This window comes from Schaalia georgiae DSM 6843, assembly GCF_000429245.1.
Taxonomy (GTDB): Bacteria; Actinomycetota; Actinomycetes; order Actinomycetales; family Actinomycetaceae; genus Pauljensenia; species Pauljensenia georgiae.
The window spans coordinates 41,370-57,484 of record NZ_AUBM01000008.1 but is presented as its reverse complement, the minus strand read 5'-3'; the positions used below and the strand labels follow the sequence as shown (position 1 = coordinate 57,484).

Sequence of the window (16,115 nt, the reverse complement as noted above, 5' to 3'; positions counted from 1 at the left end):
TGGAAGCCCCGCGGGGGCCGTGGAGTCCGCGCTCCGCGGCCCCCGCGCCATCGCGGCGCGCGTCGGCAGTGCCGCACAGGACGATGGGAGGACACCTATGGAGCGACGAGCCCCGACACTGCACGACCCGGCGGACCGCCGGCTCCCCCGGATCTCGCCTCCGTGCGGCCTGGTGATCTTCGGGATCACGGGCGACCTGGCCCGCAAGAAGCTGCTGCCCGCGGTCTACGACCTGGCCAATAGGGGCCTGCTGCACCCGGCCTTCGCCCTCACGGGTTTCGCGCGCCGCGACTGGTCGGCCTCGGACTTCGAGGACTACGTGCGCGCCTCCATCGAGAAGCACGCGCGCACGGGCCTCAACGAGCGCACGTGGAGCCAGATGCGCTCCGGCCTGCGTTTCGTGTCGGGCACCTTCGACGACCCGGCCGCCTACCAGAAGCTCGCGGACACGGTCGCCGAGTTGGACCGGTCCAGGGGCACCGGCGGCAACCACGCCTTCTACCTGTCGATCCCCCCGTCCTGGTTCCCCGTCGTCGCCCAGCACTTGGCGGAGACGGGCCTCAACCGCCGCACGGACCGGGAGTGGCGGCGCGTCATCATCGAGAAGCCCTTCGGCCACGACCTGGCGTCGGCGCGCGAGCTGTCGGGCGTGATCTCCCAGATCTTCGACGAGTCCGATGTCTTCCGAATCGACCACTACCTGGGCAAGGAGACCGTCCAGAACATCATGGCGATGCGTTTCGCGAACACGATGTTCGAGCCCCTGTGGAAGGCCAACTACGTGGACTCCGTGCAGATCACGATGGCGGAGGACATCGGCATCGGCACGCGGGCGGGCTACTACGACGGCATCGGGGCTGCCCGCGATGTCATCCAGAACCACCTGCTCCAGCTCATGGCCCTGACGGCCATGGAGGAGCCCGTGCGCTTCACGCCCGGGGAGATCAGGACTGAGAAGGAGAAGGTGCTCTCCGCGGTGCGCCTGCCCGAGGACCTGGCCGCCTCGACGGCGCGCGGCCAGTACGCCGCCGGGTGGCAGGGCGGCCAGCGGGTGCGCGGCTACCTGGAGGAGGACGGCATCCCCGCGGACTCGACGACCGAGACCTTCGCCGCCATCAAGCTGTTCGTGGACACGCGCCGGTGGGCGGGGGTCCCCTTCTACCTCAGGGCCGGCAAGCGCCTCGGCAAACGGGTGACCGAGATCGCCGTGGTCTTCAAGCGCTCCGCGCACGTGCCCTTCCCGACGACGGACCTGGCTGAGTCGGGGCAGAACGTCCTCGTGGTCCGCGTCCAGCCCGACGAGGGGCTCACGTTGAAGTTCGGGGCGAAGGTGCCCGGGGCCGAGATGCAGGTGCGCGACGTGACGATGGACTTCGCCTACGGCCACGCCTTCACCGAGGACTCCCCGGAGGCCTACGAGCGCCTCATCCTGGACGCGCTGGTCGGCTCCGCCCCGCTCTTCCCCCACCAGCGGGAGGTGGAGTGGTCGTGGCGGATACTCGACCCCGTGCTGGACCACTGGGCGGGCCAGGGCCAGCCCGAGCAGTACGCGCCGGGCGCGTGGGGGCCGCCTGGCGCGCACCGGATGCTGGCCGACGACGGACGCATGTGGAGGCTGCCGTGATCATCACTTTGAAGAACACGACGTCGGCGCAGGTCGCCTCGCGGATCGTGGAGCTGCGCGAGGAGCGCGGATCGGCCGCGCTGGGCCGCGTCCTCACGCTGCTGATCTGCGTGCCCGACCTCATCGACGTCGATAACGCCATCGAGATCTCCGACGCGGTCTCCCGGGAGCACCCGTGCCGGGTGATCGTCGTGGTCGACCCGCCCGCGACGGGATCCGAGGCGCTGCTCAACGCGCAGATCCGCGTGGGCGACTCCGCGGGCCTGTCCGACATCGTCATCCTGGAGCCGCGCGGTGAGGCCGCCACGAGCATCGACTCCCTGGTGATGCCGCTGCTGCAGCCGGACACGCCCGTCGTCACCTACTGGCCGGTGGATCCTCCCGCCAATCCCGGCGAGCACCCCCTGGGGCGCATCGCGACCCGCAGGATCACGGACTCGCGCGCCACTGAGTGCCCGATGGCGGCCCTGCGCGCCCTGTCCAGCGTCTACACGCCCGGCGACACCGACCTGGGGTGGGCGGGCGTGACCCTGTGGAGGGCGCTGCTGGCCGCCATCGCGGAGGACTTCGACCGCCTGCCCGCCTCCGTTCTGGTGCGCGGACACGCCACGCACCCCTCCAGCTACCTCGTGGCCGCGTGGCTGCACCACCAGCTGGGCGTTCCCGTGAGCCGCGAGACCGACCCGGAGGCGCGGACCGTGACACAGGTCAGTTTCCTCTTCGACGACGGCACCGAGGTGTCCCTGTCTCGGCCCGCGTCGTCATCGGTGGCCCGTCTGGCGCGCCCCGGCCTCGACGACGCGCCCGCGAGCCTGCCGCGCCGCTCCGTGCAGGACTGCCTCATGGAGGAGCTGCGGCGCCTGGACCCGGACGCCTACTACGGGCGCCTGCTCACCCAGGAGGTCCCACTCATCCCCCTGGGCGAGGAGCAGTGACATGAGGGAGGTCGCCGAACTGGTGGTCGCCCCGTCCGAGGAGGGCATCGCCTCCGCCCTGGGCCCCCGCTTCCTCGAGGACCTGTCCCGCCTGGTGCGCCGGGCCCCCTCTGGCCGCCGCGTCGACGTGGGCCTGTCGGGCGGGTTCATCACGCAGCGCCTGCTGCCCGGCCTCGTCGGCCCCAGCGCGGTCGACTGGTCGCGGGTGCGCGTGTGGATGGTGGACGAGCGCTACGTCGGAGCCGGAGACCCCCTGCGCAACGACGACGAGGCGTGGGCGGGTTTCCTGCGCCACTGCCCCGGGGTGGAACTCGTGCGCGCGCCGAGCGCGGACCAGTACGGGCCCGACGGCCTGGAGGAGGCGAGGGCGGTTTTCGCCCGCACGTGGGAGCGCCTCATGGGAGCGCGTTCCTTCGACACCGCGTTGATCGGGATGGGGCCCGACGGGCACATCTGCTCGCTCTTCCCCCACCACCGGGCACTGGACTCGCCCGGACCCGTTCTGTGCGTGCCCGACTCCCCCAAGCCCCCGCCGCAGCGCCTCACCGTCTCCGTGCCCGTCATGCGCGCATGCCGCAACGTCTGGCTGGCGGCGCCGGGCGCTGCGAAGGCCGGGGCGATCGCCGCCGCACTGGGCGGTGCCCCCTTTGAGGACTACCCTGTGGGCGCGGTCCTGTCCCCCACAGCCCGCGTGTACCTGGACGAGGCGGCCGCCCGCCTCGTGCGCTGAGCAGCGCGCGGGCAGCGGGCGCGGCCCTGGGGCCGACTAGAACAGCCCCATCTCGTGCCCGAAGGCGATGACGCCCTGGTGGATGATCGGGATCAGCATCAGCGCGGCTATGACGGCGTAGGGCCACCAGTGCTTGCGCGTGACGGCGATGAACTCGCGGATGAACGCGGTCGGGAAATAGTAGAAGGCGGTCTTCGAGCCCACGCCGTCGCCCCGGATGCCCGCTGCCCGCGCGTAGGTGGCGGTGCGGAAGACGTGGTAGTCACTGGTCACCATCGCGCAGCGGTAGGGAAGCCCCCGCTGCCTCTCCTCGATGAGCTTCTTCGCGAAGACCAGGTTCTCCATGGTGGTCGTCGAACGGTCCTCGTCGAGAATGGACTCCTCCCCCACCCCGTTGGTCCTCAGGAACCGGTGCATGGCCTCCGCCTCGGAGATCACCTCGTCGGCGCCCTGGCCCCCCGACGGCACCAGGACGGCCCTGCGGCCCTGCTGGTCCCACAGCCTCAGGGCCTTCTCGATACGCCCGCGCAGCAGCGGCGTCGGCTCCTCGCCGTTGAGCCCGGCGCCGTGGATGATGATGTAGTCGTAGACGCGTTTGCGCGGTAGCAAGCGGTAGAAGGTCGAGTAGAGCAGCAGGGCCGTGAAGGACATGAAGAACCACGCGCCCCAGGCGGTCAGCAGCATCACGGCGCTGAGGACCCACCGGGGGGCGTGGAGGCCGACCGACAACGGGATAGCCGCGAACCATCCGGCCACGGCCACGCCGAAGAGCAGCGGGAGCAGCGTCGCCAGGCTCACGCCCTCGCGGCGCGTGACGACCCAGGCGTTCGCGAAGAGGAAGGCGATGAACGCGAAGGGGCTCAACGCGATGACCAGGCACAGGGGCAGGATGACCCACAGCTCCTGGGAGGCCAGGGCCACCGTGAACAGCGCTGTGATCACCAGGAAGAGGAAGAAGAACGCGTTCCTGAACTGCCGGGGCTCCCTGTGGTAGGACCACAGGAAGACGACCGCCCAGAAGGCGGTGGGCAACCACGGCGCTATGACGTCCATCGGGGGATCTCGCTCTCTTTCGTGGATGGAAAAGCCGCCCTCGGGGGCGAGGGCGGCATCGGCCGGACGGTCTTAATAACCGGGTTATGCGGCGAACTTCGTGAGCAGGGCGTAGCCGATGATGCACACGACCCACACGAGCAGCACCCCCAGGGTGATGCGGTTGAGGTTGCGCTCGGCGACGCCCGAGGAGCCAGCGGCGGACGAGATGCCCCCACCGAACATGTCGGAAAGGCCGCCGCCCTGCCCCTTGTGCATGAGGACGGTCAGGGTCAGCAGGGCGCTCGTGATGAAGATCATCACGATGAGGACAGTGTTGAGGATGCTCACTATGTTTCCGTTTTCTCGATGATCCGCTCAGCGGACAGTACGAACCGGGGTTCAGTCTAGCGAAGAACGGCGCGGGGGCCAACCGGCGCACCGGAGGCCCCCGCGCCCGCGCGACGGGGCCGGCAACCGGCCCCGCCCCGCTCAGGCGTAGAAGGTCGCCATCTGGGCGAAGGAGTCCGCCTTGAGGGACGCCCCGCCCACCAGGCCGCCGTCGATGTCGGGCTGGGCCATGAGCTCCTTGATATTGCCGGGCTTGGCGGAGCCGCCGTAGAGGATGCGGGTGGCGTCAGCGGTGGCGTCGCCGTAGTCGGCACGCAGGGCGGCGCGAATGGCCCCGCACACCTCCTGGGCGTCCTCGGCGGAGGCGGTCTCGCCGGTGCCGATGGCCCAGATGGGCTCGTAGGCGATGACGATCTTCGCCACGTCGGCGCCGTCCCAGCCCTTGAGGGCGGCGCGGATCTGGGCGAGCACGAAGTCGACGTAGGTGCCGGCCTTGCGGACCTCCAGGGCCTCGCCGCAGCACAGGATCGGGGTCATGCCCGCGTCGAAGGCCTTGCGCGCCTTCTGGCCGACCAGCTCGTCGGACTCCGAGTGGTACTCGCGCCGCTCGGAGTGGCCCATCACCACGTAGGAGCAGCCCAGTTTGTTGAGCATCGCCGTGGAGATCTCGCCGGTGTAGGCGCCGTTGTCATGCACGGAGACGTCCTGCGCGCCGTACTTGACGCCGAGCTTGTCGGCGTCGACCACGGTCTGGACCGTGCGCAGGTCCGTGAACGGCGGGATGACGACGACCTCGCACTTGGCGTAGTCGTGGCCGCGGTCGGACAATTCCATCGCCAGGCCCTGGACGAGGTGGTTGGCCTCGAGGTGGTCGAGGTTCATCTTCCAGTTGCCCGCCATGAGGGGGGTGCGTGCCATTTTCAGTCCTCCAGAACTGCGATGCCGGGCAGGACCTTGCCCTCGAGGAGCTCGAGGGAGGCGCCGCCGCCGGTGGAGATGTGGGAGAAGGTGGATTCGTCGAAGCCGAGCAGGCGCACGGCCGCTGCGGAGTCCCCGCCGCCGATGACGGAGAACATGGTGCCCTTCGACAGGGCCTCGGCGACGGCGCGGGTGCCGGCGGAGAACGCCTCGAACTCGAAGACGCCCATCGGGCCGTTCCACGCGACCGTCTTGGCGCCCGCCAGCTTGTCGGCGAAGAGCTTGCCGGACTCGGGGCCGATGTCGAGGCCCATCTGGTCGGCGGGGATCGCGTCGACGCCGACGACCGTTGCCGGGGAGTCAGCGGCGAACTCGGGGGCGACGACCACGTCGATGGGCAGCACCAGGTCCACGCCGCGCTCGGCGGCCTCGGCGATGTAGCCCTTGACGGTGTCGATCTGGTCCTCCTCGAGCAGAGACTTGCCCACGGAGTAGCCCTTGGCGGCCAGGAAGGTGAAGACCATGCCGCCGCCGATGAGCAGCAGGTCGGCCTTCTTCAGCAGGTTGGCGATGACGCCGAGCTTGTCGGAGACCTTGGAGCCGCCGAGCACGACGCCGTAGGGGCGCTCGGGGTCCTCGGTGACCTTGGACAGGGACTCGATCTCCTTGAGGACCAGCAGGCCCGCGGCGGAGGGCACCAACTTGGCGATGTCGTAGACGGAGGCCTGCTTGCGGTGGACGACGCCGAATCCGTCGGAGACGAAGGCGTCGCCGAGCTTGGCGTACTCGCGTGCCAGCTCCTCGCGCTCGGCGTCGACCTTGGAGGTCTCGCGAGCGTCGAAGCGGACGTTCTCGAGCAGGGCGATCTCGCCCTCGCCCAGGGAGGACACGGTCTGGCGCGCGGAGTCACCGACGGTGTCCGAGGCCAGGGTGACCTTCAGGCCGGACAGCTCCGCCAGGCGGGCGGCGACGGGCGCCAGCGAGAACGCGGGGTCGGCCTTGCCCTTGGGGCGGCCGAGGTGGGCCAGGACGACCACCTTCGCGCCGGCGTTGGCGAGGGTCTTCAGAGTGGGCAGCGCGGCGCGGATGCGGCCGTCGTCGGTGATGGCGCCGTCCTTGAGGGGAACGTTGAAGTCCGAGCGGACGAGGACCCGCTTGCCGCGCAGGTCGCCGAGGGAGTCGATGGTCCTCATGGAACCAACCTTTCGTTGGGGTGTGGGTGGGGCGAGTGCGGAAGACGCCCGTGCGTCGTGTGCACGGGCGTCTTCCGTCAGCTCATCGTGGGGCCGGGACTGCCCGGATCAGGCGAGCTTGGAGCCGACCAGGGCGGTCAGGCGGACCAGGGCGTTGGAGTAGCCCCACTCGTTGTCATACCAGGACAGGACCTTGACGAGGTTGCCGATGACCTTGGTCTCGGTGGCGTCGAAGATCGAGGTGTGGGGGTTGCCCTGGATGTCGGTGGACACGATCGGGTCCTCCGTGTACTCCAGAACGCCCTTGAGCTCGCCCTCGGCGGCGGCCTTGACGGCGGCCTTGACGGCCTCGACGGAGACCTCCTTCTCGGCGACGAAGGTGAGGTCGGTCAGGGAGCCGGTGGGGGTGGGCACGCGGACGGCGAGGCCGTCGAACTTGCCCTTGAGGGCCGGCAGGACCAGGGCCACGGCCTGGGCGGCGCCGGTCTTGGTGGGGATCATGTTGAGGGCGGCGGCGCGGGCGCGGCGCAGATCCTTGTGGGGGGCGTCGAGGACGCGCTGGTCGCCCGTGTAGGAGTGGATGGTCGTCATGATGCCGCGCTCGATGCCGAAGTTCTCGTGGAGGACCTTGGCCAGGGGGGCGAGGCAGTTGGTGGTGCACGACGCGTTGGACACGATGTTCATCGTGGCGTTGTCGTAGTCGCCCTCGTTGACGCCCATGACGAAGGTGCCGTCGACGTTCTTCGCGGGGGCGGAGATGACGACCTTCTTGGCGCCCGCGTCGAGGTGGGCCTTCGCCTTCTCGCCGTCGGTGAAGAAGCCGGTGGACTCGACGACGACCTCGACGCCGAGCTCGCCCCAGGGCAGGTCGGCGGGGTTGCGCTCGGCGAGCACCTTGATGTGCTTGCCGTTGACGATGATGCCGTCGTCGTCGAAGGAGACCTCCCCGCCGAAGCGGCCCAGGATCGAGTCGTACTTCAGAAGGTGGGCAAGGGTCTTGTTGTCGGTCAGGTCATTGACGGCGACGATCTCGAGGTCCGCACCCTGCTCGAGGAAGGCGCGGAAGAAGTTGCGGCCGATGCGGCCGAAGCCGTTGATGCCAACGCGGGTGGTCACTATGTTCCTCCTGCTCGTGCCCGGGCCGGGCACGGTTTTCGTTGCGACCGGGCCCGCGGGTTTGCCGGCCCGGCCCGCAGATCACTGCGGTTCCAGCACTGCTAATCTACACCCCAGTGAGGCCGGAAGCACATCCCATTTTGCGAATCGGCTCGTGGCGTAATTCTCGTTATCAGGAAACCAGCCGTTCCGCGGCGCCGATCGGGGGACTTCAGTCCTCTTCGAGCATCTCGAGGGTCAGCGCGGCCTCGGTGTCCGGGATGCCCCGCTCGTGCGCCGCTTTGTCCGCCATGGTGAGCAGGCGGCGGATGCGCCCCGCCACCGCGTCCTTGGTCAGAGGCGGATCCGTGTGCTTGCCGAGCTCCTCCAGCGACGCCTGCTTGTACTCCAGGCGCAACCGCCCCGCCTCGAGCAGGTGCTCGGGGATGTCGTCGCCGAGGATCTCGAAGGCGCGCTCCACGCGCGCCCCGGCCGCAACCGCCGCCCTGGCGGACCTGCGCAGGTTCGCGTCGTCGAAGTTCGCCAGGCGGTTGGCGCTGCCGCGCGCCTCGCGCCGCTCGCGCCTCTCCTGCCACACCCCGAAGGTCTCCTTCGCGCCCATCGCGCCGATGAGGGCGCCGATCGCCTCGGAGTCGCGCACGGACACACGGTCGGCGCCGCGCACCTCCTTCGAGCGGGCGGAGGCCCCCAGCTTCCGGGCGCACCCCACCATGGCGAGCGCCGCCTCGGGCCCCGGGCACGTGATCTCCAGGGACGAGGAGCGCCCCGGCTCCATGAGCGAGCCCCTCGCCAGGAAGGCGCCCCTCCACACGGCGGCCGCCTCGGCGCGCCCGGCCCCGACCAGGAAGGGCGGCAGGCCCCGCACCGGGCGCCGCATCGCGTCCACGAGCCCCGTCAGGCGGGCGAGGTCGTCGGCGCCGTGGACGACGCGCACGACGTAGCGCTTGCCGCGCCGCAGCGAGCCGCCGGAGACGACGACCACCGTGGACTGCGCGTTGTACAGGGCCTGCAGGAAGGCGCGCAGGCGCCTGGCGGCGACGGGGGAATCGAGTTCCGCCTCGATGAGGATCCGCCCGCCCACCAGGTGGAGGCCGCCCGCGAAGCGCAGCACGGAGCAGACCTCGGCCACCATCTCGGACTGGGTGGCGACGCTGGTGCGGGCCAGTTCGTCCTTCATATCGGAAGTGAGAGACACGTTGTTCCTCCGGATCACAGCGGGAGCGGGGACGGCTCTAGGGAAGCCACATCTCGGGCTGGCCGACCTCGCCCAGGAAGCCGTCGAATGCGTCGCGCAGCGCCGCCGCCAGGCGCAGCGGGTCGTGGTGGGGCGCCCCGTCCCCTGTGCGGACCTGGCGCAGGACGACGCGCGCGCCCAAGTCCTGGGCGGCCCTAATGAGGTCGTCGACGTCGTCGCAGGCGGTGGGGTCGGCGATCACGACGTCGAGTTTGAGGTCGGGGGCGTAGTCGCGGAGCACGCGCACGTGGTCCGCCGTGGACATGCGGTCGGTCTCGCCCCTCTGGCGCGCCAGGTTGAGCACGAGGGCGCGGTGGGCGTCGGTGGTGGCCAAGGCGCGGTGGACTCCGGGGACCAGCAGGTGCGGGATGACCGAGGTGTACCACGACCCCGGTCCCAGGACCACCCAGTCCGCCTCCGAGATCGCCTCGGTGACCGCGGCGGGCACGTCCGGGGCGGTCGGCGTGATGCGCACGTGCTCGACGGTGCCCGGCGCGACGGCGACCTTCGACTGCCCCGAGACGACGTAGCGGGTGCCGTCGTCGTCCATGTCGGCCTCGATGTCGATGGGGGTGGTGGACATCGGCAGCACGCGCCCCTGGGCGCCGAGCAGCCGGCCCACCCAGTCGAGGCCCTCGACCGGGTCGTCGAGGAGCTGCCACAGGCCCGAGATCAGCAGGTTGCCCAGCGCGTGGCCGTCCAGCGGGCCCGTGGTCCTCAGGCGCAGTTGCATGACGTCGCGCCACGTCAGGCCCCACTCGGACTCCTCGCACAGGCTGGCCAGGGCCATGCGCAGGTCGCCGGGCGGCAGGATCGGCATCTCCTTGCGGAGCCTGCCCGACGAGCCGCCGTCGTCTGCGACGGTGACGACCGCCGTCAGCTGGCGGGTGATGTGGCGCAGGGCGCGCAGCGTGGCGGACAGGCCGTGCCCGCCGCCGAGGGCGACGATGGACTGCCCGTTGTCCCCGCGCTGGACCCAACCAGCGGCGTCGAGGTACGCCATTAGTCCCTCCCGATGTCTCGATGGCGCGCGCGCACGGTGTGCCCGCGCTCGCGCAGGCGCTGCGCGATGAGCTCGGCGCACGCGACGGAGCGGTGCTTGCCCCCGGTGCACCCGACGGCGATTGTGACGAAGGGCTTGAGCTCCACCAGGTACCCGTCGAGCATGGGGGCCAGGAGATCAGCGTAGCCGAGCGCGAAGTCGCGGGCGCCGGGTTGGTCGAGGACGTAGTCGGCGACGGCCTGGTCCCGCCCGGTCAGGTGGCACAGCTCGTCCACCCAGTACGGGTTCTTCAAGAAGCGCACGTCGACGACGTGGTCCGCGTCCAGGGGCAGTCCGTGCTTGAAGCCGAAGGACTCGACGGTGACCTGCAGGGGGCGGGCAGCCTCGCCCGCCACGTAGTCGCGGATGTGGCGCGTGAGGTCGTGGACGCTCATGTCGGAGGTGTCGATGACCTGGTCGGCCGAGGCGCGCAGGGGCGCCAGCAGCCTCTCCTCGGCGGTGATCCCGTCGATGAGGGTGCCGCTGCCCTGCAGGGGGTGGGGCCGGCGGTTCGACTCGTAGCGCTTGACCAGGGCCTGGCGCGTGGCCTCCAGGAAGATCACGCGGTAGGCGATGCCCGAGGCCTTGAGCTGCTCGAGGGTCGTGGCCAAGGACGTGAAGAAGGTCCTCGAGCGCACGTCGACGCCCACGGCCAGGCGGTGGACGCCCGCGGTGGGGTCGTTCGACATCATTCCGACCAGGGCGGGCAGCATCGTGGGGGGCAGGTTGTCGACGACGTACCAGTCGAGGTCCTCCAGGGCGCGGGCGGCCCCGGTGCGGCCCGCGCCGGAGTAGCCGGTGATGATGAGGACCTCGTTGGTGGGCGCGGGTTCCCGCTTGGGCGCGGTCTCGTCGCGCAGGTCGATTCCACGGGGGAAGGTCGGAGGGCTCTCCGCCGTCTCCAGATCGGTGGGCGATTGGGCCCGGTCACGCTCGCTCATGTTACAAGGATGCCATTTCCGGCCCGCGCGGGTCCCGTTGAAGCGAGGGGTAGTTCTCGATGCGGACGCCCGAGGCGGCTTTCCGGGCGGTGGCGCGGGCCTCGTCGACGGTGGCGCCACGGACGGTGACGACTCCCACACGACGGCCGGCACGGGAGACGGGTTTGCCGAAGATCCTCACGTCCGCGCCCAGGTCGAGGGCGTCGCCGACGCCGACGTAGCGGGGCGCGGGCGCGGGCGCGGTGGATTTGATGACGGCGGAGGCGCCCGGGCATCGCAGGGAGGCGTCCACTGGCAGGCCCAGGATGGCGCGGGCGTGCAGGTCGAACTCATTGAGGTCCTGGGTGGCCATGGTCACCATTCCCGTGTCGTGGGGGCGCGGGGACAGCTCGGAGAACCACACCCGGTCGCCGCGCACGAAGAACTCGGCGCCGAACAGGCCCAGGCCGGGGCCGGGGCCCGCGTCGGCCAGGGCCCCGGTCATGGCGGCGGCCATCCGCTGGGCGGCTGCCAGGGCGGTGGGGCTCATGTCCGCGGGCTGCCAGGACTCCACGTAGTCCCCGTCGCACTGGCGGTGCCCGATCGGCTCGCAGAAGCTGGTGCGCACGCGCCCTTCCCGGTGGCTCCACCAGCGCACGGCGAGCAGGGTGATCTCGTAGTCGAAGTCGATGCGCTCCTCGACGATGACGCGCCCGGTGTCCGCCCTCGCCCCGCGGGCGGCCGTGTCCCAGGCCCTCCGGGCGTCCGCGCGGGTGCGCACCAGGGTCTGGCCGTGCCCGGAGGAGGACATGGTGGGTTTGACGAAGACGGGCAGGCGCAGTTCGTCCAGGGCGGCGCGCAGCTGATCGGCGGAGGAGGCGAAGCGGTGGGCGCCGACGCGCACGTCGGGCAGGCAGTCGGCGAGGGCGCGGATGGCCTGGCGGTCCATGGTGGTGCGCACCGCGTGGGCGTTGGGGACCACGCGGGCGCGGCCGGCGTCCTCGGCGGCCAGGAGCAGCTCGGTGGCGATGGCCTCGACCTCGGGGACGACGAGGTCGACTTCGACGGCCTCGAGGACCTCCGCGAGGGCGCGGGGGTCGGTCATGTCGAAGATCCTGGCCTCGTCGGCGACCTGCATCGCGGGGGCGCCCACGTAGGAGTCGCAGGCGACGACGAGGCAGCCGAGCCTCTTGAGGGAGATCGTGAGCTCCTTGCCCAGCTCCCCCGCGCCGAGCAGCAGGACGCGCGCAGGCAGGGAGGAAGGTGCGTAGGCGATCATGGTCTCTCCGATTTCACGAGGCGGGCCCGGGCCCAGGAGTGTTCGCGGTCCCCGACTCAGACAGACTATCGCGGATGGCTGCGGCGAGCACGGGCCCGATCCCGCCGACCTGGGCGATCTCCTCGGCGCTGGCCGCGCGCAGGCGGCGCACGGATCCGAAGTGCTTGAGCAGGGCGGTCTGCCGGCTGGGGCCCAGGCCGGGGATCCTGTCGAGCGCGGAGCGGGTCTGGGCCTTCGAGCGGCGCTTGCGGTGCTTGGTGATGGCGAAGCGGTGCGACTCGTCGCGCAGGTGCTGGAGCATGTAGAGGGCGGGGGACGTCCTGGGCAGGATGATGGGGAAGTCCTCGCCGGGCACCCACACCTCCTCGAGGCGCTTCGCCAGTCCGATGACGGGCACGTCCGCGCCGACTCCGTCCAGGGCGGCGCGCGCGGCGCCCACCTGCGCGGGCCCGCCGTCGACGACGACCAGGTCGGGGCGGTAGGAGAAGCGGCGGGGGCGCCCGGAGGCGTCGACGGGCCCGGACTCGAGGGGGACGCCCTCCTCGTCCTCCCCCCGTGCCCCCGATTCCTCGGCGAGCAGGCGCGAGAACCGGCGGGTGAGGACCTCGTCCATAGCGGCTGTGTCATCGGGGGCGCCACCCCCATCGGCGCCCCGGATGTTGAAGCTGCGGTAGGCGTCCTTGCGGGGCGCGCCGTCCTCGAAGACGACCATCGAGGCGACTTGGAGCGTCCCCATCGTGTGGGACACGTCGTAGCACTCGATGCGCAGGGGCGCGCCGGGCAGGTCGAGTTCGGCGGCGAGCTCCTCGAGGGCTTGGGCGCGGGCGGTGATGTCGCCGGCGCGTTTGGAGTGGTGGAGGGCGAGGCCCTGCCGGGCGTTCTCCATGACGGTGCCCATCAGGTGGGCCTTCTCGCCGCGCCGGGGGACGCGGACGCGCACGCGGCCCCCGCGCAGTCCGGTGAGCCATTCCTCGATGGTGGCCCGGTCGGCGGGCGCGGTGGAGACCAGGACCTCGCGGGGGATCGCGGAGGTCGGGGTGTGTGCGACGTCGTCGACGCTGACGGCCTCGGCCTTCGGGGCGCGTTCGCCCGGGGCGGGGGCCTCGTCGGGCGTGGCCTGGGAGTAGACCTGTTCGAGGAGGCGGGCGATGAGCGCCGGCTCGTCGGCGTCGTCGGAGCGCTCGACGACCCATCCGCGGGTGCCGCGCACGCGCCCGCCGCGCACGTGGAAGACGTGGACGGCGGCGTCGAGCTCGTCGGTGGCCAGGGCGAAGACGTCGGCATCGGTGCCGTCGGCCAGGACGACGGCGTTGCGCTCGAGGACGGCGCGCAGGGCGGCGACGTCGTCGCGCAGCCGGGCGGCGGCCTCGAAGTCGAGGGCGGCGGAAGCGCTGCGCATCCGCTCCTCGAGGTCGGCGATGACGGGCCCGGCGCGCCCCTGCATGAAGGAGCACAGCTCCAGGGCCATCGCCCGGTGGTCGTCCTCGCTGATCCTGCCCACGCAGGGGGCCGAGCACTTGTCGATGTAGCCCAGCAGGCAGGGGCGGCCCTGGGCCTTGGCGCGCCGGAACACGCCGGGCGAGCAGGTGCGCACGGGGAAGACCCGCACCAGCTGGTCGATGGTCTCGCGGATGGACCAGGCCTGGACGAAGGGCCCGAAGTAGCGGGCGCCGGGCTTGCGGGCGCCCCGCACCGCGTGGACCCGGGGGTACGCCTCCCCCATCGTCACCGCCAGGTAGGGGTAGGACTTATCGTCCTTGAACATGACGTTGAAGCGGGGGTTGAACTCTTTGATCCACGTGAACTCGAGGGTGAGGGCCTCGACCTCGTTGCCCACGACGGTCCACTGCACGCGCGCGGCGGTGGTGACCATCTGCTGGGTGCGCGGGTGCAGGTTCGCCAGGTCCTGGAAGTAGTTGGCGAGGCGGTTTCGCAGGTTCTTCGCCTTGCCCACGTAGATGACGCGGCCGTGCGCGTCCGAGAAGCGGTAGACGCCGGGGGAAGTGGGGATGTCGCCGGAGGGCGGACGGTAGGTCGAGGGGTCTGCCACGACCCCAGACTAGAGGCGGGCGAGCGGCGGCGCGACCGGGCGTTGCCGCGCGCTTGCGGCCGCCGGCGCCTGGGAGTGCGACAGACCACCATGCGGGCGCGCCTGGCGGAAACGGCACCGTTGCGGAATACACTTGCCTTGGCGCAGGGTTTACGGAGCCTTGACCGAAGGGTTTGTCCCAGACCGGAAGGAAACCAATGTTCACCTCCTCCGATGAGGTCGCGTCCTTCATCGACAAAGAGAGCATCGAACTCGTCGACGTGCGCTTCTGCGACGTCCCCGGAGTCCAGCAGCACTTCACGATCCCCGTCAGCGAGTTCCTGGGCGGGGCCATTGACGACGGCCTCATGTTCGACGGCTCCTCCGTCAGGGGCTTCACCGCGATCCACGAGTCCGACATGAAGCTGGTCCCCGACCTCTCCTCGGCATTCGTCGACCCCTTCCGCGCCCGGGCGACCCTGGTCGTGGACTTCTCCATCGTCGACCCCTTCACGGACGAGCCCTTCTCGCGCGACCCCCGCCAGGTGGCGGCCAAGGCCGAGGCGCACCTGCGCTCGACCGGCATCGCCGACCAGTGCTTCGTGGGCGCCGAAGCGGAGTTCTACCTCTTCGACGACGTGCGCTACCAGGTCAGTCCGAACAACACGTTCTTCTCCGTCGACTCCCCCGAGGCGCACTGGAACACCGGGCGCGCAGAGGAGGGCGGCAACCGGGGCTACAAGGTCCCCGTGAAAGGCGGGTACTTCCCGGTCCCCCCCACCGACAGGTACGCCGACGTCCGCGACGAGATGGTGCGCCTGCTCGAGGCGGTGGGCCTGACCGTCGAGCGCGCCCACCACGAGGTCGGATCCGGCGGCCAGCAGGAGATCAACTACCGTTTCGCGACACTGCGGGCGGCCGCCGACGACATGATGAAGTTCAAGTACGTCGTGAAGAACGCCGCCCTGGCCTTCGGGCACTCCGCGACCTTCATGCCCAAGCCCCTCTTCGGGGACAACGGCTCGGGCATGCACACGCACATGTCGCTGTGGAAGGACGGCGAGCCCCTGTTCTACGACGAGCGCGGCTACGGCGCCCTGTCCGACACGGCGCGCTGGTTCATCGGGGGCCTGCTGGAGCACGCCCCGGCGCTGCTGGCCTTCACGAACCCCTCCGTCAACTCGTTCCGCCGCCTGGTCCCCGGGTTCGAGGCACCCATCAACCTCGTGTACTCGGCGCGCAACCGTTCCGCGTGCATCCGCATCCCCATCACCGGCACCTCCCCCAAGGCCAAGCGCGTCGAGTACCGCGTCCCCGACCCCAGCGCGAACCCCTACCTGGCGTTCTCCGCGTGCCTCATGGCGGGCATCGACGGCATCAGGCGGCGCTCCGAGCCCGCCGCCCCCATCGACAAGGACCTGTACGAGCTCCCCCCCGCCGAGTACCGCGACATCGCGAAGCTGCCGTCCTCCCTGGAGGCCGCGCTGGCCGCCCTGCGCGAGGACCACGACTTCCTCACCGAGGGCGACGTGTTCACCCAGGACCTCATCGACACGTGGCTGGACTACAAGGAGGCCAACGAGGTCGCCCCCATGCGCGCCTATCCCCACCCCTACGAGTACCAGCTCTACTACGACCTGTGAGGCACGCGGTGTGATCGTGGTCCCCGGCACAGCCGTTCTGGCCGGGGGCCGCGTTCTTTGTCTGTAGAC

Annotated in this window: 14 protein-coding genes; 4 read left to right on the top strand and 10 right to left on the bottom strand. The window is 70.7% G+C overall.

Going from position 1 to position 16,115, the window contains the following annotated elements; all coding sequences use genetic code 11:
• Positions 1 to 97: 97 nt before the first annotated feature.
• The 3 genes from zwf to pgl are packed head-to-tail and all read left to right on the top strand — an operon-like array spanning position 98 to position 3,289.
• On the top strand, positions 98 to 1,624 hold the full coding sequence (zwf, locus tag G447_RS0103735) for a glucose-6-phosphate dehydrogenase (protein ID WP_026430099.1): 1,527 nt from the start codon (positions 98 to 100) through the stop codon (positions 1,622 to 1,624).
• A complete protein-coding gene (locus tag G447_RS0103730; RefSeq protein WP_026430098.1) occupies positions 1,621 to 2,559 on the top strand; it encodes a glucose-6-phosphate dehydrogenase assembly protein OpcA in 939 nt (312 codons plus the stop codon). Before zwf ends, G447_RS0103730 begins: the two co-directional genes overlap by 4 nt.
• A gap of 1 nt (position 2,560) precedes the next feature.
• A complete protein-coding gene (gene pgl, locus G447_RS0103725; RefSeq protein WP_026430097.1) occupies positions 2,561 to 3,289 on the top strand; it encodes a 6-phosphogluconolactonase in 729 nt (242 codons plus the stop codon).
• A gap of 36 nt (positions 3,290 to 3,325) precedes the next feature.
• Here pgl and G447_RS0103720 read toward each other — a convergent pair whose 3' ends face one another.
• The 10 genes from G447_RS0103720 to uvrC all read right to left on the bottom strand — a co-directional run bounded on the left by G447_RS0103720 (position 3,326) and on the right by uvrC (position 14,424).
• Complete coding sequence (locus tag G447_RS0103720) at positions 3,326 to 4,342, bottom strand: YdcF family protein (protein ID WP_026430096.1); 1,017 nt, start codon at positions 4,340 to 4,342, stop codon at positions 3,326 to 3,328.
• Between the two features lie 84 nt (positions 4,343 to 4,426).
• The gene (gene secG, locus G447_RS0103715) at positions 4,427 to 4,672 is read right to left on the bottom strand and encodes a preprotein translocase subunit SecG (protein WP_005868582.1); all 246 of its coding nucleotides are present in this window, start codon (positions 4,670 to 4,672) and stop codon (positions 4,427 to 4,429) included.
• A gap of 141 nt (positions 4,673 to 4,813) precedes the next feature.
• A complete protein-coding gene (tpiA, locus tag G447_RS0103710) occupies positions 4,814 to 5,590 on the bottom strand; it encodes a triose-phosphate isomerase (protein WP_026430095.1) in 777 nt (258 codons plus the stop codon).
• A gap of 2 nt (positions 5,591 to 5,592) precedes the next feature.
• Positions 5,593 to 6,783 (bottom strand): phosphoglycerate kinase, encoded by a 1,191-nt coding sequence (locus tag G447_RS0103705; RefSeq protein WP_026430094.1) that lies wholly within the window; start codon positions 6,781 to 6,783, stop codon positions 5,593 to 5,595.
• Positions 6,784 to 6,891: 108 nt separating this feature from the next.
• Positions 6,892 to 7,899 (bottom strand): type I glyceraldehyde-3-phosphate dehydrogenase, encoded by a 1,008-nt coding sequence (gap, locus tag G447_RS0103700; RefSeq protein ID WP_005868566.1) that lies wholly within the window; start codon positions 7,897 to 7,899, stop codon positions 6,892 to 6,894.
• Between the two features lie 211 nt (positions 7,900 to 8,110).
• Positions 8,111 to 9,094, bottom strand: coding sequence for a DNA-binding protein WhiA (gene whiA / locus G447_RS0103695; RefSeq protein ID WP_005868597.1), 984 nt, complete (start codon positions 9,092 to 9,094; stop codon positions 8,111 to 8,113).
• A gap of 37 nt (positions 9,095 to 9,131) precedes the next feature.
• Positions 9,132 to 10,136 carry a gluconeogenesis factor YvcK family protein gene (locus G447_RS0103690; protein WP_005868632.1) on the bottom strand — a complete coding sequence of 335 codons (1,005 nt, stop codon included), beginning with the start codon at positions 10,134 to 10,136 and terminating at the stop codon, positions 9,132 to 9,134.
• The gene (rapZ, locus tag G447_RS0103685) at positions 10,136 to 11,116 is read right to left on the bottom strand and encodes an RNase adapter RapZ (RefSeq protein ID WP_026430093.1); all 981 of its coding nucleotides are present in this window, start codon (positions 11,114 to 11,116) and stop codon (positions 10,136 to 10,138) included. The genes G447_RS0103690 and rapZ overlap by 1 nt, the downstream gene beginning before the upstream one ends.
• A gap of 1 nt (position 11,117) precedes the next feature.
• Positions 11,118 to 12,374 (bottom strand): formate-dependent phosphoribosylglycinamide formyltransferase, encoded by a 1,257-nt coding sequence (gene purT / locus G447_RS0103680; RefSeq protein WP_005868585.1) that lies wholly within the window; start codon positions 12,372 to 12,374, stop codon positions 11,118 to 11,120.
• Between the two features lie 13 nt (positions 12,375 to 12,387).
• Positions 12,388 to 14,424, bottom strand: a complete 2,037-nt coding sequence (gene uvrC / locus G447_RS0103675) for an excinuclease ABC subunit UvrC (protein WP_026430092.1) — start codon at positions 14,422 to 14,424, stop codon at positions 12,388 to 12,390.
• A 197-nt stretch (positions 14,425 to 14,621) separates the two neighbouring features.
• Between uvrC and glnA the strand changes: the two genes are divergently transcribed.
• Positions 14,622 to 16,046 carry a type I glutamate--ammonia ligase gene (gene glnA / locus G447_RS0103670; RefSeq protein ID WP_026430091.1) on the top strand — a complete coding sequence of 475 codons (1,425 nt, stop codon included), beginning with the start codon at positions 14,622 to 14,624 and terminating at the stop codon, positions 16,044 to 16,046.
• The last annotated feature ends 69 nt before the right edge of the window (positions 16,047 to 16,115 follow it).

What these genes read in the sequence shown, in the direction of transcription:
- G447_RS0103720 (WP_026430096.1), bottom strand. Translation starts at nt 4,342, where the DNA reads ATGGACGTCATAGCGCCGTGGTTGCCCACCGCCTTCTGGGCGGTCGTC.
- G447_RS0103690 (WP_005868632.1), bottom strand. Translation starts at nt 10,136, where the DNA reads ATGGCGTACCTCGACGCCGCTGGTTGGGTCCAGCGCGGGGACAACGGG.
- pgl (WP_026430097.1), top strand. Translation starts at nt 2,561, where the DNA reads ATGAGGGAGGTCGCCGAACTGGTGGTCGCCCCGTCCGAGGAGGGCATC.
- glnA (WP_026430091.1), top strand. Translation starts at nt 14,622, where the DNA reads ATGTTCACCTCCTCCGATGAGGTCGCGTCCTTCATCGACAAAGAGAGC.
- zwf (WP_026430099.1), top strand. Translation starts at nt 98, where the DNA reads ATGGAGCGACGAGCCCCGACACTGCACGACCCGGCGGACCGCCGGCTC.
- purT (WP_005868585.1), bottom strand. Translation starts at nt 12,374, where the DNA reads ATGATCGCCTACGCACCTTCCTCCCTGCCTGCGCGCGTCCTGCTGCTC.
- tpiA (WP_026430095.1), bottom strand. Translation starts at nt 5,590, where the DNA reads ATGGCACGCACCCCCCTCATGGCGGGCAACTGGAAGATGAACCTCGAC.
- rapZ (WP_026430093.1), bottom strand. Translation starts at nt 11,116, where the DNA reads ATGAGCGAGCGTGACCGGGCCCAATCGCCCACCGATCTGGAGACGGCG.
- G447_RS0103705 (WP_026430094.1), bottom strand. Translation starts at nt 6,783, where the DNA reads ATGAGGACCATCGACTCCCTCGGCGACCTGCGCGGCAAGCGGGTCCTC.